Genomic DNA, 15,935 nt, shown 5'->3' on the forward strand with positions numbered 1-15,935 from the left:
GCTGAGTCTGTTGTCTCAGCAAGGGCACCTGTCAACGTGCCTATGGTAGCAGCAACTGCGCTAGCTACAAGCTCCTTCCTTTAGGGAGGAGTAGTTGACATTGAGTGATCCTGTCACCTTCTTTAACCTCAATAAGATACCCTTGGGGATTGTAGCGATAGGTAACCATTTCTCCGTCAGGATAGGTGAGCTCTGTTAGCCTTCCCATACAATCATATCGATAACCAACCTGGCTTCCGTCAGGAAATACAACCTTTTCTAAACGATCAAGAAGACCATAGGAGTAGAGAGTTGTTCCTTGAGGGCCTTCTATTGCTGTGATATTACTATTGTAGTCGTACGAGTAGCGGAAGTACTTTCCTTCAGGGTAATGGGCATCAGTAAGTCTGTTAATGGGATCGTAAGAGTATTTGACTTCCCCATTACCAGGGATGAAAATCGTAGAAATATTGCTATTTTGGTCATAAGAGCAGTCAGCTATTAAGGATGAAGAAAAAAACAGTGCAACCAAAAAGAAATAGATTTTTTCCATTTCATAGCCTCAATAGTTATACAAACAATCCCATTGATATTTGATGGCAGGGATCTTATCATTATCTTCGATTAAGCCTGAACAGATCTGTACAACAGAAACAAAATAAGATGATGCATCTCCACCACGGAGGTCTGACATGTCTATTGGTATAGGACTTCCTCTGTTGGGCACATAGCAGTGGAGATCTCCAAAAGCCATATATGACCCTTTATTTTTACATCTCACAAGCAAGTATACTGGCTTTGAGCGTAGCTGATTATTTGGCAACTGTGTGATCACCCCATTTTTCTGGCTGAATACTTTTGCAACTTGCTCTCGCGTTACAATGTAGCACTCGACATCAATATACTTTGCATATCCAGGATTAGAGAGCAGCTTATGTGCAGTAGGGTCTAAGCGACCAGCTTCTGTTCTAGAGGTGCAGAGTATGCATATTAGTAGTGCAATTAAGGAAAATGCTCGCATAGGTTTCTCCTTATTAGAAAAGGAACTTTAGCGTAATGGATGCATCTTTTTAAATTCAAGAAAAGAGTGCCCTTCACAGGAATTCCCAGCAATTGTTGCCCTACTACAAAACCCCTTGCAAAAAAACTGTTCGATAACTGAGGCTTTACAGACGGAGAATTTCTTTTTGATTGTAAAGAGAGAGGGTAAGGACTGGGTCATCAAAAGCGGCCCCACTAGGGGTAAAGATGATCTTTATCTCCCTTCCCTCTAGGTGAAGGTAGGGAATCGTAATGGTTGAATCGAACATAAGGGGTAGGGTCAAGGGCTCATCGGTCTCCCGAACACACTCAAGCCCTCCCCCCTTTTTTTCCTTAATAGAAAATTCCACATCAGCTGCGGCAATCCGGGCAATCCGCCTCGAAAGGGTCAGCTCTCTTTTGAGCTGCCCCATACTATGGGTAAAGCGGTAGTGGTCAAGCATCGGCTTTGCTTGAAATAAGAGGACACTCCCGACCAAAGCAATCAAGGCGATGGTTAGAAGGACTTCCATTATTGTGAAGTATCGTCGCTCCAAGGATACCGATCCTTAATGTTTTCCTTATCGCAGTACTCATCATACTTTTTAGAAGTCGCGCGAAGGTCTCCTCCTACAATATCAAACTCATAGAGATTTCCCCACCCATCCTTCATCAGCTCGCTAGATTTACGGACAAGCCCAGAACTTTCAAGAAGATTTTTCACCTGATCTGCCAACTTTCCATCTTTTTCTTGATCACTTTTTTTAAGGCCGTCACCTTGCGCATCTTGAAGCTGGACAATCTCATACAGCTTATTCACCCCTTGCTTCGTCTTAAACGCTTTTCCCTTATCGAGACTTCCCCGCATGTTGTAACCAATCACACTCGTGATGATTCCAATGATAAAGATCACGATCATGATCTCTAAAAGGGTCATTGCATATCGTTTTTTCATAATCCTACCTTACGTTAATATTGAACTGACATCGGTGAGCGGAAGAAGAACCGCCAAAAGAATAATCGCAACCACAACACCTAAAAAGAGGAGCATCACCGGTTGGAGAAGAGTTGTAAAGCGGGAAAGACTCTTTTCAATATCTTCTTCATAAATATCAGACAGATGGCCCATCATCTCTGCCACCCGCCCTGATTCCTCCGCAATCGCAAGCATCCGAATCACAAGAGAGGGAAAAAGGGGAGACTTTTGGAACTCTTCAGAAAGACGCTTTCCTTCAAGAACCTTCACCTCTGCGCGTGTCACCTCCTTTTCAAAAGAGGGGTGCTTCATCACCCTTTTCGAAAGGCGCAAGCACTCAATCATCGCAACCCCTCCCTTAAAAAGAATTGCAAACACCCGACAAAAGCGAGCCATCACCGTCTCAATGTAAAGCCGCTTTACAACTGGCACATGGAGCATCATCTCTTTCACTTTCTCCTTCCCTTTTGGGTGGCGGACTAAAAATACACCACCAAGGATGATTGATGCAAGGGTGATAAAGATGGGGAGGGCATGTCGGTTTAAAAAATGGCTCAGCGAAAGAAGGGTTTGCGTCATGGGATGGAGGGAGCGATCTTCAAAAAGCTCACTCATCGAAGGGATGAGGAAGAAAAGCAAGACCCCAATCACAATGAGGCAAAAACTTCCTAAAAAAGCCGGGTAAATCATCGCCGAAGAAAGCTTCTTTTTAAGGGATTGCTCGCGTCCAATCAAAATCTCTAACTCTCGAAAACTTTGTTCCAAACTTCCCGATTCCTCCCCTGCTTGAACCATCGACAGATAGATCGGATCAAAAATCCGCGGGTAATCCTCAAGCGCTTTAGAAAAGCAGCGCCCCTCCTTGACCTGGTCACAAAGATCCAAAAAAATGGGATGGAGTTTGGTGCGGCGATACTTTTCTTCCAAGGTAAGCAAGCTATCATAAAGGGGAAGCCCCGCCCGCAAAAGAACATGTAAATCCCTTGTAAACCCAATAAGAAGGGAACCCGAAATGGTGAGTTCTTTCCCCCTTTTTGTGTAAGTCGCAAGCTTGGTGACAAGGACTTGCTCTTTCCGGAGCCTTTCTTTCGCTAAGTCAATCGAGTCGGCATTGATCATTCCCATGATCCGCCGTCCTTCAGGAGAAAGAGCTGTATATTGATACAATGTCATCCTAAATTTGCCTTGTTACCCGAAGCACTTCGGCCGTTGAGGTGATCCCTTCCCCAGCTAACTTTCCTCCTTCACTCCTTAGAGTTGCCATCCCCATTTCCATCGCCGTTTTCTGCAGCGCATTGGCATCAGCACTTGCTAAAAGTTGCCGCTTGATCTCTCCCGTCACCGGCATCAACTCATAAATCCCCACCCGTCCTCGATAGCCAGAGCCAAAACATTCCTTACACCCCTTTCCTCGACAAAGCTTTCCCCCTTTCAGCCCAAGGTCTTCAAGCTCTTGCGCTGTTGGCTCATAACTTTCCTTACAATTTTCACAAACCCGACGGACGAGCCGCTGAGCTAACACAGCCAAGACCGAAGAGGAAAGGAGATAAGGTTCAATCCCCATGTCGACAAGGCGAGTAAGGGCAGAAGGAGCATCGTTGGTATGGAGGGTGCTTAAAACCAAGTGACCTGTTAGAGAAGATTGAATGGCAATTTCTGCCGTCTCCTTATCACGGATCTCCCCAACCATAATGACATCGGGATCTTGCCTTAAAATATGGCGAAGTCCCTTGGAAAAAGTGAGGTCGATCTTTGGGTTTACACCGATTTGGGCAATCCCCGGAAGTTTGTATTCGACAGGATCCTCAATCGTCATGACATTCACCTCTTCCGAGTGAATTTCGCTCACCGCGCTATACAGGGTGGTTGTCTTACCACTTCCTGTCGGGCCGGTTACCAAGACAATCCCCTGGTTCTGACCGGTATACTTTTGAAATGCCTCAAGTGTTTCTTTCCCCATACCAATCGCATCCAGCCCAAGGACAACATTGCCCTTATCAAGAATCCGTAAAACAATTCTCTCTCCATAAACGACAGGAACGGTACTTGCCCGAAAATCGATTTGCCGCCCCCCCATCGCTAGCTTGATCCGCCCATCTTGGGGAAGGCGTTGCTCCGCAATGTCCATCTTAGCCATCACCTTGACCCGTGTTAGGAGCTGCTTCGAAAGTTCAGGAGGGGGAGCATGACGAAACTGCAATACCCCATCAATCCGGTAGCGGATGACCATCTCTTTTTCTAGCGGTTCAAAGTGGATATCGGAAGCCCCTTGCTGGATCGCCTCGGTTAAAACCATGTTGAGAAGACGGATAACAGGAGAGTTGTCTTGCTTATCTAAAAGGTCATACTCATCTTCCCTTTCTTGTAAAGCCGACGCCTCCCCTTCTTTTTTGAGCCCTTCAATAAATTGGGAGGCTTCTTTTTCTCCTTGGTGGTAGCATTTTTCAATGGCATCCTCGAGTTCTTCCTGAGGACAGTAGATCTCCTCCACCTCCAAGCCTGTGATGCACCGAATTTCCTCAACCGCCTCCAAATCATAGGGGTGACAAATGGCAACAAGGAGCTTTCCCTCCCTCTCATCAATAGGAAGGGCGAGCTTTTCCTTTACAAAAGCATATGGGAGACGGTGCACCCTTTTTTCAACAAAGGGACACTTGGAAAGGTCGTAAATCGACTCGAGTCCAAAACGATCTGCAAGCAAATAATCATCCATCGACAGTTCCAAAAAGGAGTTTCAAACTATTATTAAAAAGGCGGCGACTTTTCCATTTTTTTGCCTCTTCCACCCGCTCCAAAAACTCAGGAACATCGCCTGGTCGTTTCATCAGCTGTTCGTGTCTAAGTTTTTCAAGTTCCCCTCTTGCGTCAAAGATAATGTGGGGAGTGATAAAGATAAACATTTCTGTTTTTTCATCGGTCATCTTCGAGTCACCAAAAAACTTTCCAATTCCAGGAAGTTCTCCCAAAAAGGGAAGTTTGCTGCTACTATCTTCAGCTGTTTTTTCTCTAAGTCCCCCTAAAATAATCGTCTCTCCATCTAAAACACGAACCTGGTTTTCGACATGTCTTTTACTGACCCGCGGCTGATCAACCTGAACATTTTTTTTGATCGTGTCGAAGGTAATGTTTGTTTCAAGAGTGACAAAGTGTTTGTCATCATCAGGATCTTCGGGATCATGAATGGTGGGGGTGATCACCACTGTAGTTCCGTAGGTTGCCCGTGAAAACGATTTGGTAAAGGCAGTTCCCTGGTTACTATCAATTGGGGCCGCTCCATTATTGATCGAAATTTCCTCTACAATCGCAATGGTTGCTGGTGTTTGGTTTAGCGTTGTTACCGATGGAGAAGCGTTGATCCGAACATCTTCTTGCGCCATTAAAAAGTTGTAGGCGATGTCAAATGCCGGCCAAAAACTATTTGGTTTTTTTCTGAAAATAAAGAAGTCAACGATCCCTCGATTTTCCACTCCAGCGCCCGTTTCATAACAAAGCCCGGTCTCATGGCTTTGGGCTGCGACTGACCCTAACCTAAGGAGGTTGAGACCAAAATTATTGTGGTTAGTGATCTTTTTCTCAAAGAGGAGGACCTCGATCTGCACCATTTTTTTAGGAACATCGATTTTTCGAATCAGCTCTTTGATCTTATCGAGCGTGTTGCGGCGAACCACCATCATGATCGCCCCCGTTTTGGGATAAGGGATGAAGTTGGTGGTATAAGATTTTACTTTTTGCGAATCAATCGTTGCCGCCACCCCTGTTAAAGGGGTCACGACACTCGAATAGGGAGGGGGACCATAAGAAGGAGGTGGGGTTTCTGGAGGAGGTTCAAAAGAGCGGGGAGGAGGTATTGGAGCATCAGTTGGCTTTGGCTCCTGCCCCTCAATCCCCGAATAAATGAGTGAAGCATAGACCTTTTCAAGAACTTCAGCGACATCAACCGGATCGCTATGACGGCAGGTATACCAATAAACGGTCATCTCGGTTGGATCTTCGATCTGTGCTTCGGTCTCCTTCACCAGTTTTTCCGCCTGCTCTACCATCTGCTTTGGCCCAATCAAGACAAGGGAACCCTCACTTTTCAAGGGAAGGATCACCAAATCATCTCCCTCTCCCTTTGTTAAACCAATGCGGGGCCGTCTTTTCAAATCGCCAAAGTACGCCTTCAAAATTTTTTCCATCTCAGCCGGCTTTAACCGGTTCATCGGAAGGACACGGGTGATCTTTTCATTTTCCTTTTCCCAAACCGCGTCATAAAGCGTTAAGAGCTTTTCGACCTCCTCCTTCGAAGAGATGATCGCAATTTTGTACCCCACCTGATAGACAAAGGTCATTTTTTGGTCGCGGAATCGCTCAAAGAATTGGGAAACCCCTTTAATTCTTTCGGGAGGTGGAGAAAAGATGTAGGCAATCCGCGCTTTTGGGGGAACCCGCATCAAACCAAACCGATCGCTTAAGATCTGGTCGACCGCGATTAGGTCTTGTTTTAAGATGTAAAGCTGGCGGGTGTAGGTGTTGAGCTGCTTGACACCCACCCCATTATGGGAGAGGACAATTTCCAAAAGATCGCTCCACGATTCGCGGGGAATCGGGATCCCCGAATGCATATGAAGCTTCATCGAAAGGATTTCTGGGGGGACAATATAGAGGTAATCGCTCGAGCCATACTCCATGATGAGCTGCGATAGAGTCGTCTCCTCCTGGTCCCAAAGCCCATACCCCTCATCATCTTTTTTAGACTCATCTAATGCTAAGTCGTGCCACTCCTTTTCGAGATCTTGAATTTCTAACCGGATCCCATTGACCTCTTTTAAAAGGGCCTGATACTCCTCTTCACTTGCCTCCTCTTCATAGTACTCATTGACAAGCTCATACTTTTCTTCCATCGCCTGACGGAGCGTTTTGAGCTCTCTATTGATCTTATTTAAATAGCTTCCAAGCTCCTTTTCCTCCTTTTGCATCAGGAGAGCATCCCGTTTTTCTTCAATGGTTTGACAATGTAAAGCCGCTTTACATGTCAAGAGAAGTACAAGTAACCCCTTAATCTTCATCTATCAGCTCTCGTTTCCGGTTTGCGGTTCGAAGTTTTTTATTTTTTTGTGTCATCGGAAGTTTAATCGATTGGGAGGTGGTTCTCATTGGATTGAAAAGGGCGCCACAAAAAATCTGTTTATCATCAACTTTTTCCAATCCATCAAAAACAAATAGCTCTCCTTCCATTTCGAAATTCAAGATGGCTTCCACTTCAGAAGCTGTCTTGACAATGTGCCATCCATTCGGTTTATGGATGACCCAATCCCCTGTTTTAAGAATCACTGCTCGATTATCGATCCGACAAGAGATGCGAGAGGTTGTCCTTTGCCGAATCCGGGTGAAAAGTTCTTCAACACGAAGAGACATTCTCGAAGGACGCTCTCGCTTAAACGTTAAGAGGACCGATTCTAAACCACTCTTATCCCAAAGAGCCACCTCCATCTTGTAAGGAGAAATTTCCTCTACCCGTGCCATTACAAAGCCTCGGGTCTCTTCACTTTCTTCCCACATCCCGCTACGCCACACAAAGGTCTTCCCCTCACTCGCAAATAAAATCTTCTTCCCCTCAACCTCTAGTCGCTCACACTCTTTATAGGGTTCATAGTCTTCCCCTCCATACTGACTGTACAGGCGATCAGGTCCCCACCACTTGGCCTCTTTCAACTGTTCGACCGCCTCGATAATCTCTTCAGTCCCAACCTCTTTAAACGTCTCTTGAACGTCTACCTTGAAAGAGCGCGTTTCATCTAAAAGCTTCTCCCCCTCCTTAGAAACAAGCTCCACCCCCATCTCGAGCCATGTCTCTCCCTCTTCATCCACCTTTGGCTGAACCCAAAGAGGGGTCACTTCCTTGGAAAAACCTAACTCTTTGCCGCTATAGGAAAGGTAGAGATTCTGCCCAGAAGCCACCTCAACTTCTTCCCCTTGTAAACCCAGTAAAAACCGGGTCTCAGAAGAAGGAATATCGGGGCGACTGGTCTGCGCTACGATCGCAATCTCTCCACTTAAGTCGGGGAAAGGAAAGCTCTGAATCTCATTACGTAATGCTAGAGGCCCCTTGCCAATCACCTCGTAATCAAAGGAGTGGACCCTCTTTTCTTCTTTTTTGGGAACCATCTTTAATGGTTCATCTTCAGCCGGAAGGGCAAAGTAAAGAGCAAAAATAGCCCCTACAGCAATCAGGGCCGCTAAAAGCACCTTATTCAACATGTTGATGCTTTTGTGGATAGAGATAAGAGATCGTTGTTTCAGTATCAATTCGCGTTCTCTCCAAAAAAGTTTAGGCCTAGTATCGCATTTACCTTATTTGTTTTAGCCAAAAAATTCAAAGAAAACTGATAATATCTTGATTGCAAAAAAATTGGTTTACATTAGAATTAGCAATAGAGGCGTAATACCCCTGAGAGCTACTACTGTCAATTGCTTGAATTTTTCTTTTCCTCCAGGTTCAGAGGGGCAAAATGACCCCTACTTTAAACAAGTATGTGGTCATTTTTCCCCCATAAACCTGATGAAAAATCGAAAATCCCCTCATTTGACATTAGCAGCTCTCCGGGGTAGTATCCCTAAGGGGGTTGCGCCTATGATTTTGCATAAAGAGTGAAACAATGGATAAAAAACTAAACGAAGGCGTTAGCGTTCAAGAGCTTGAAAATTTTGGGAAGAAGCACCGATTGGAAATCTTCTTCGCTGTTTATTTTCTTCTTGCGACGCTCCTAACATTCTACTTCTTTGGTCCTGGCTGGAGCATCTTCCTAGCAGGGGGCGGGGGAATTCTTGGAATCTGGTTTCCAAAAAAAGTGGCCAAGTCGGCAAAAGCTGCCTTTCACTTTGTCCTTAAGCAAGAAAAGACAACAAAGCTTGTTTTAGGGATTGTGGGAGCTGTGGTTGCATTTTTCCTCCCACCACTTGTTTTCTTCTTCCTCGGTCTCGTAGGAGGAACAGGGATGCACAGAGCGGCTGATGCAGCAGGTCAAGAGGGAGAAGGAGGACAATAAGCCTTATTGGCTTAAGGACCCACAAAGAAATAAATTTGCCTAGGGCGTGTAATCAATTAAAGCGAATTGAAAGAGTTTTTCCTATGAGAAAAGTTCAAGGCATCCGATGCAGGAAGCCCAAATCGGGCTTTCGAAGGAGGGTAACGATGAAATTTTCCATAGGAAAAACTAAGGCAGGAGCTGTAATTAATTACATGCCCTAATTTGACTGGCTACGACTTTGCTAAATTGAGCTTCTTTGTCGCACTTCCCTATTGGGAATGCTACTCCTCATTCAGCTCAATTTTTCTGTGTCTCGCTGAGTCAAATTATGGACCTTACTTCTTCATGGGCCCTAAGTCCTCTTCCCGAGACTTGATGTAGTCAAGAAGTGTCGTTTCTTGCACGCTAAAGTGGCTAAGGAGCTGCTTAAATCCCTCGTGCCCAGAAGAAACCTTCATTTCTTCCCAAGCAGCAAGCTCTCCCTTTCGGTCACCTAGCTCCTGACATAAAGTCGCTATTCTCAATAAATTAAAAGCAAATAAAGCAGAGCTTTCTTTTTCCAATGCGAGCTTCTCTTTAAGGGCGCGAGCCTCCACCAAAGCTTCTCCGTACTTTTCTTCTCCGACCAAAAGGGAGGTGCGAGCATAGTCGCTATAGTAGGGCTGATGGGTCCGCTCCAAAGTTCTTTCCACGTAGGGGGCAGCACTTTTCGCAGACTTGACAGAGAGGAGTTTCTGAGCAATGGGGGCATCATAACGGGCCTTGAGTTCTGGCCGCTTCTTAAACATCCCTTCCAAGGCAACAAGTCCTTCGGTCTTTTTATTGAGAACCTGGTCCCACTTTACAAAATCACGGGTGGCAGAAACAAAATCGTGCTCGGCGCGGCCACTCCGGCTCCCGAGCTTCGCAACAAAGATCCCAGCAAGCACTGCAATAGGGATCACATAGGCTAGTATCTTCTTCCAATCAAACAACATAGGTTTCGGCAAATCAATTTCGACATCCATAGGTAAATCCGTTTACTTTCAAAAGATTCTACTCTACCAGATTTCGAGCTTTTTCGACAAAACCTCAAAAAAAATTCCTTGAAAATAAGGGCTACTGACTAAGACGCGGTTTCATTGCTTTCCCGCCATGCATGTGCTATCGGGTCGACAATTTTACATCGAAAATATTTCGGAACAGATCCTGCTCACTTTCGTTACGGCCTGCTTGTTTCTTATTCTATGCTTCACATCTCTTGTTCCATCTTTCGATGTTCGTCAGATGCACAAGACCCGGTATACCCTTCTCATTTTACAATTATTGACGCGCCTCGCGGCGCACACAATTGTTTTCACATTCCTTTTACCTTCTTTATGTTCCATCGATAAAAGCCTCGAGAGGTAGCAACATATGATGACTTTTCATCTCTTTTGGCTCCCCTTTTCAAATTCCTCACCTACCTTAAATGCCGCACCTCCCATTAACACCCATCCAAACTTCGCTTCTGTACACTATTTTACCGGAGAGCTTACTGCAATTGAGAATAAGCAAAAGCAAACAAGCGTTTGCGAGCTGCAACAGCTTGAAAATGCAATCAAAGCCGCAAACCTACCAGATAGCCAAAAGCAAAGCCTCCTAGCTCGAGTAGAGAAGATTTTCTCGGAGATGAGCGGTAGCTCAATCTCAAATAAGTAGCTATATATTAAAGATTTAACAACATGATTTTTGATGTCAGACGTACTGCTAAAAATTCATTGCATTTCTTAGAACTTTTGACTATAATAAGGGTAGAAAATAGTAAGGAGCAACCTGGATATGTCTTCAATAAACTGGCCAGAAGTTCTAGCAATCTTTTTTGGATTTGGAGGAGGCTTTATCTACATGATAAGTCGATTAGATGGCCTGAGAAAAGAGCTTAAAAATGAAATTAAAGCGTCTGAGCAAACTCTCAGAGTAGAGATCAGAGATCTCGACAAGAAAATCGATGCGGTTGAAAAAGACGTGCACCAAGTATACTCTAAGGTCAGCAATATTGAAGGTCAAATCCTACAGATGACCCGTCCTAATATTATCCCTATCACCAGGCATCAAGAGCATCATGAAAAGCCGCTTGATGGTGGTGACCAGAATGTTCAAGAGTGCTAGCAACACAAATCTATTAAACTGCTCAATTCCAATAATTTAAAAACATAAGTAAAACTATCGGACGTAGTCCATGATAGGCCTTTGTAAAGTAAAATTTTCTAGTTGAATGCTTTGTTCCTGATAGGGTAAAATGAAGGAAAATAACTCTACCTTATAATCTTGGTCAAATGAAAAAATTACCGATTGGTGTCCAAAGTATCCGTGAAATCCTTGAAGAAGATCAAGTTTACGTTGATAAAACAATGTTTGCTAAGGAGTTAATAACAACAGGAAAGCATTATTTTATATCTCGTCCTAGAAGGTTCGGAAAATCTTTATTTCTTAATACTTTAGAAGAAATTCTTAGTGGCAATAAAGAGTCTTTTAAGGGCTGTAAGATCTATGGGAGCGGCTATGATTGGCGAAAATATCCAGTTCTATATTTAGATTTTTCAAAAATAGCGAATAGAACTCCCGACAAGCTTCAAATAGCTTTGCAGGTAAGGCTGGAGATTATCGCTAAAGAGCATGATATTTCTATTATTACAACCGATATCCAAGTTGCATTGGATACATTAGTTGTTGGGCTATCAAATAAGTATAAGAGAAAAGTAGCAGTGCTAATCGATGAGTATGATAAGCCTATCATAGACCATTTAGAAGATCTTGATGTTGCTAGAAATAATAGAGATATCCTTAAAGACTTTTTTGGAACAATCAAAAGTTTAGACAAACACTTAAAGTTCACATTTATAACCGGTATTAGTAAATTTTCTCGGGTTTCTCTTTTTTCTGCTCTTAATAATTTAAACGACATTACGATGGATCCCAAGTATGCAGGAATGATGGGGTATACCGAAGAAGAATTAAGAATCACTTTTCAAGATTATATTCAAAACATTGCTGATGAGAGGAGTCAACAGGGGAGTTTAGTAACAGAAGAAAACGTCAGAGACGAAGTGCGAAACTGGTATAACGGCTATCGATTTTCAAAAAGTGATACCTGTGTTTATAACCCCTTTTCTACGCTTAATTTTATGAGTAAAAAAGAGTCCGCGGGGTATTGGTATACTACAGGAACCCCGTCCTTTCTGATTAATCAGCTCAAAAAACATCCTGGGTCTATGATCTCTCTCGACAGAACAACAGCAAGGGGTGATGAGTTGATGGATATCAGCTCTTTAGAAGAAATCGATTTAAAAGCTTTGATGTATCAAGCCGGATATTTTACTATCAAAAACTACAACTCCACCTCAAAGCGTTACCATTTAAGCCTTCCTAATGAAGAAGTACGAACGGCTTTCATGAACTCTCTTGTCAAGCACTTTACAAACAATGTAGATGTGCAGTCCTCAGAAAAATTCGTAAAAGCGTTGGAAAAGCATCACGTGGGTATTCTCTTCGATCACATGAAGATCGGGCTTTCTAGCTTCGCATATCAAGTCTTTGCAGGGGCCAAAGAGCGCACCTACCAAGCAATGCTCTTATCAATGCTACATGGTATGGGGTTTGATCCGTTATCAGAGCGAGCGACAAATACAGGGCGAATAGATGTTGTGCTAGAGATGCCAAAAACAACTTATATTCTTGAACTTAAACTTGACGGCTCTGCTGATAAAGCTCTAAAGCAAATCCATGAAAAACAGTACTTTTTGCCCTATACCCGTAAAGGAAAAGAAATAGCAATTATAGGAGCCAACTTTTCTTCAGAGGCGCGCAATGTATCTGAGTGGAAAGGAGAGCTTCTATCTGAGTCCGGAGAAAAAATTCGAGATCTTTTTCCTGAAGAAGGCCACCGATAGGTTGCGTTTGCCGGGGGTTTGGGGGCAGCGCCCCCAACTATACAATAATTCCTCCCCTATAAACATCAGCTGGGCATCTATATTTTAGAGACATATGAGGTCTCTCTTCATTGTAATATTTAAAGTATTGCTTAAGACCTTTTTGGAGCTCATTCCCATTCTGATAGCTCCTTATATAGATATTTTCATACTTTACAGTTCTCCATAGACGTTCAATAAAAATATTATCTAGGGCTCTTCCTCTCCCATCCATACTCGGTTTTATACCCCGACCTGTAAGAATCGAAATAAAGTCTGGGGAAGTGTACTGCGAACCTTGATCTGTATTAAAGATTCCAGGCTGGTTAGTTTCCAGGGCTTTAAGTAACACTTCTCGGCAAAATAGACCATCAAGCGAATTTGAGATTTGCCATGCTAAGACATATCTACTATACCAATCAATAACGGCTGTTAAATATAAAAACCCATTTACCATTCTTATATAGGTTATATCTGTGCTCCAAACCTGATCAATATCATTAATTTTGACACCCCTCAAAAGATAGGGCTAAACTGCATGTTCCGGGTGGGGCTTGCTTAATTTCGGCTTTGGGTAAATCGCCTCAAGCCCCATACGATTCATCAATGTTCTAGCGCGATCCTCTTCCTACTTCATAGCCAGATTTGTTCAAAAAAAATTTTATCCTTCTTGAACCATACTCAGAGTGATCAGTATAAATTTCATTAACTCTAAGTTAAACTCACTGTCTATGCATGGTTGATAGTAAAGTGTTGACCTTGGTAAGTTTAGCAACTTACACTGCTGCATAATTGCAAGCTCTTTACTCCCAAGGTCAACAAGCTCTTTCTTATGGCTTAGGGTAAGCTTTGAAGCTTTTTTTTAACCAGTCGCGTTCAACCGTTATTTTGCCAATCTGCTTATACAGTTCATCGCGTTCTTTATCCCATTTTGTATTTGCTTTATTCTTAGTAAATAAGGAGTCTAAACCTCCGAGAAGTTCTTTTTTCCACTTCGAAATTTGCACCTGGTGAACACCATATTCACTTGCTAATTCATTAAGCGTTTTATTTTCTTTTGCTGCTTCTAACGCTACCTTAGCTTTAAAAGAAGCTGTATGCCGCTTTCTAGTTGTTGCCATATTTTAATCCTCTTGTTTTGGGCTTTGTTTAGAGGATAATTCTTTAACTTATTTTCTGCCTTTTTTTGTCCAGTTTTCCTGGACCATTATAAACAAATGGGATTTTTTGTCAAAAAAAGTTTTAAGCATGTGTAGGAAATCAAGTAAGCAAGCCAGGGAAATCTGATTTTGCTTCGCTTGCCCCTCGCATTCCAAAAAATGTCCTGTACTGAGAGAGTTCTCTTTAAAACGTGTTTGTATTTGTTTTAAATCTTCAGTATTTCTGTAAATTTTAAGAAGAAATTATGTCTGCATAAAACAATATAAACACAGCAATGTACCTGAATAATCAGGCTAAGGTGGGCTTCATGGTCATAAATCCTAAGTTGACACCCTACAGAAAATAGCCTCAAAAAAGCTCTTCGAAGATCATATCCTGATCGATAAGATCTTCGGACCAGATTGAGTCTTTCATTCCCGCAAAGGTGATCATTGCCAGCTGAACTTGTTTGTTTGTCTTGAAGTATTTCTCAAAGACGGTGAGCTTTTTGGCAAGTTCTTTGGCGCAAGCCTTATCAACAGTAAAGACCTTTTCAGAAAATTTGATCTCACAAAGGGTGATGATCCCATCGTCGCGGTCAAAGAGAAGATCGACTTGTGCCCCTTGATCACGACTTCCCTCCTTGGGAAGGTAACGCCAGCTTCCTGTTTCGCAAGCAATGGCATCGAGCTCGAGAGCTTCCTTAATTTGATCGACATGTTTTAAGCAAAGAGTTTCAAAGGCATACCCCATCCAGGCAACCGCTTTAGGGGTTTTTGCTTTGGCCTGCCAATAGGATTTTCCTCCTTCAACACCTCGCTTCTTTAGGGGAGAGATCCAGTGTAGGTAAAAGAACACATATTCATCAATGATCCGATAAAACTGCTCTTTTCGCTTGTTACCATAAGGGATATAGGATTGGATGAAACCTGCAGCTTCGAGTTCGAAAAGTCTCTTCTTAAATGTTCCTCCTGTTGTGGCCCCGACTTCCTTAATTAAAGCATCTCTTGAAATCCCCTTCCGACTTTTTGAAACTGCTTTAACAATTTTATGATGAACCTCTGCCCCATCAAAAAGAGATTTAAAAAGACGGTCAAACTCTGAGTAAAGAAGACCCTCTTTTTGGAAGCAGACTCGGTTAATCGCTTGAGCTACTGACATTCCCTTGGAAACTTGCTTTAAGTAGTAAGGAATCCCCCCAAATACCATATAAAGGTTGCAGAGCTGTTTATCGGTACATCGCACCCCTTTTGCATTTAAGTAGTCTAGCGTCTCTCCTAAGGTATAGGGGCGAAGTAAAATGACACGCGTCAATCGGTTATAGAGTCCCCCCTTAGCATTGATGAGATGATCAAGCATCCAGGACGCTGCCGACCCACAAACGATTAAAATGAGATTTCTCCTCGAGCTCCAATAGCGATTCCAGTAGTAGTCGAGAGCCTGAACGAAACCTGAGCGCGCCCTTGCAAGCCATGGAAGTTCATCGAAAAATAAAATGCATTTTTTTCCTTTAGGAAGCTTGTCGAGTTGTTTTGTGAGAAGAGCAAAGGCTTTTTTCCAACTTTTAGGTCTTTTTACGGACATCCCCTCAAAAAAGGTTTCCGAAAAAACGGTTGCAAAGTTCTCTAGTTGTTCGGCCAGAGTTCCCTCTTTCTGCCCTGTTAACTCGAAATAAGTTCCCTTATTCTTAAAGAACTCTCTAATTAAGTAAGTTTTCCCAACACGCCGCCTTCCGTAGACAGCTAAAAACTCTGATTCTCCGGAGTTGTAAATCGTCTTAAGCGCTTTTAATTCTTTCTTTCTTCCGATAATTTTCTGTTCTGCCATATAGGAACCTTCAACATTTGGCTGATTATACATCTACTATATCCAGCCAAATCT

Annotated in this window: 14 protein-coding genes and 1 pseudogene; 4 read left to right on the forward strand and 11 right to left on the reverse strand. The window is 43.1% G+C overall.

Translation table 11 applies throughout. The annotated features are described in order from the left end of the window. Positions 1 to 64: 64 nt before the first annotated feature. The 8 genes from NEPTK9_RS04180 to NEPTK9_RS04215 all read right to left on the reverse strand — a co-directional run bounded on the left by NEPTK9_RS04180 (position 65) and on the right by NEPTK9_RS04215 (position 8,215). Entirely contained in the window at positions 65 to 532 is a 468-nt protein-coding gene (locus NEPTK9_RS04180; RefSeq protein ID WP_194847578.1) for an RHS repeat domain-containing protein, read from the reverse strand. Between the two features lie 9 nt (positions 533 to 541). Further along, positions 542 to 1,000, reverse strand: a complete 459-nt coding sequence (locus NEPTK9_RS04185; RefSeq protein ID WP_194847579.1) for a hypothetical protein — start codon at positions 998 to 1,000, stop codon at positions 542 to 544. 145 nt (positions 1,001 to 1,145) lie between these two features. Then, complete coding sequence (locus NEPTK9_RS04190) at positions 1,146 to 1,556, reverse strand: type II secretion system protein (RefSeq protein ID WP_194847580.1); 411 nt, start codon at positions 1,554 to 1,556, stop codon at positions 1,146 to 1,148. Beyond that, positions 1,532 to 1,954, reverse strand: a complete 423-nt coding sequence (locus tag NEPTK9_RS04195; RefSeq protein ID WP_194847581.1) for a prepilin-type N-terminal cleavage/methylation domain-containing protein — start codon at positions 1,952 to 1,954, stop codon at positions 1,532 to 1,534. The genes NEPTK9_RS04190 and NEPTK9_RS04195 overlap by 25 nt, the downstream gene beginning before the upstream one ends. A gap of 9 nt (positions 1,955 to 1,963) precedes the next feature. Further along, positions 1,964 to 3,148: a type II secretion system F family protein gene (locus tag NEPTK9_RS04200; protein WP_194847582.1), complete on the reverse strand. Its 1,185-nt coding sequence runs from the start codon at positions 3,146 to 3,148 to the stop codon at positions 1,964 to 1,966. A gap of 1 nt (position 3,149) precedes the next feature. Next, positions 3,150 to 4,688, reverse strand: coding sequence for a type II secretion system ATPase GspE (gene gspE, locus NEPTK9_RS04205; protein WP_194847583.1), 1,539 nt, complete (start codon positions 4,686 to 4,688; stop codon positions 3,150 to 3,152). Next, positions 4,681 to 7,023, reverse strand: a complete 2,343-nt coding sequence (locus NEPTK9_RS04210; RefSeq protein ID WP_194847584.1) for a hypothetical protein — start codon at positions 7,021 to 7,023, stop codon at positions 4,681 to 4,683. Before NEPTK9_RS04210 ends, gspE begins: the two co-directional genes overlap by 8 nt. Next, positions 7,013 to 8,215, reverse strand: coding sequence for a hypothetical protein (locus NEPTK9_RS04215; RefSeq protein ID WP_194847585.1), 1,203 nt, complete (start codon positions 8,213 to 8,215; stop codon positions 7,013 to 7,015). Before NEPTK9_RS04215 ends, NEPTK9_RS04210 begins: the two co-directional genes overlap by 11 nt. 398 nt (positions 8,216 to 8,613) lie before the next feature. On the opposite strand from NEPTK9_RS04215, the gene NEPTK9_RS04220 reads away from it, so the two are divergent. After that, complete coding sequence (locus NEPTK9_RS04220; protein ID WP_194847586.1) at positions 8,614 to 9,003, forward strand: hypothetical protein; 390 nt, start codon at positions 8,614 to 8,616, stop codon at positions 9,001 to 9,003. Positions 9,004 to 9,320: 317 nt separating this feature from the next. Here NEPTK9_RS04220 and NEPTK9_RS04225 read toward each other — a convergent pair whose 3' ends face one another. Beyond that, positions 9,321 to 9,992, reverse strand: coding sequence for a hypothetical protein (locus NEPTK9_RS04225; RefSeq protein ID WP_194847587.1), 672 nt, complete (start codon positions 9,990 to 9,992; stop codon positions 9,321 to 9,323). A gap of 388 nt (positions 9,993 to 10,380) precedes the next feature. Between NEPTK9_RS04225 and NEPTK9_RS04230 the strand changes: the two genes are divergently transcribed. From NEPTK9_RS04230 to NEPTK9_RS04240, 3 genes are all read left to right on the forward strand, one after another. Beyond that, on the forward strand, positions 10,381 to 10,665 hold the full coding sequence (locus NEPTK9_RS04230) for a hypothetical protein (protein WP_194847588.1): 285 nt from the start codon (positions 10,381 to 10,383) through the stop codon (positions 10,663 to 10,665). Positions 10,666 to 10,785: 120 nt separating this feature from the next. Next, the gene (locus tag NEPTK9_RS04235; RefSeq protein ID WP_194847589.1) at positions 10,786 to 11,115 is read left to right on the forward strand and encodes a hypothetical protein; all 330 of its coding nucleotides are present in this window, start codon (positions 10,786 to 10,788) and stop codon (positions 11,113 to 11,115) included. A gap of 167 nt (positions 11,116 to 11,282) precedes the next feature. Then, positions 11,283 to 12,896, forward strand: a complete 1,614-nt coding sequence (locus tag NEPTK9_RS04240; RefSeq protein WP_194847590.1) for an ATP-binding protein — start codon at positions 11,283 to 11,285, stop codon at positions 12,894 to 12,896. 37 nt (positions 12,897 to 12,933) lie between these two features. Here NEPTK9_RS04240 and NEPTK9_RS04245 read toward each other — a convergent pair. Continuing rightward, positions 12,934 to 14,035 (reverse strand): annotated as a pseudogene (locus NEPTK9_RS04245) (IS3 family transposase). A 388-nt stretch (positions 14,036 to 14,423) separates the two neighbouring features. Beyond that, a complete protein-coding gene (locus NEPTK9_RS04250; protein WP_194847591.1) occupies positions 14,424 to 15,881 on the reverse strand; it encodes an AAA family ATPase in 1,458 nt (485 codons plus the stop codon). Positions 15,882 to 15,935: the final 54 nt, after the last annotated feature.

Origin of the sequence: Candidatus Neptunochlamydia vexilliferae (assembly GCF_015356785.1) — a bacterium.
GTDB classification, from domain to species: domain Bacteria; phylum Chlamydiota; class Chlamydiia; order Chlamydiales; family Simkaniaceae; genus Neptunichlamydia; species Neptunichlamydia vexilliferae.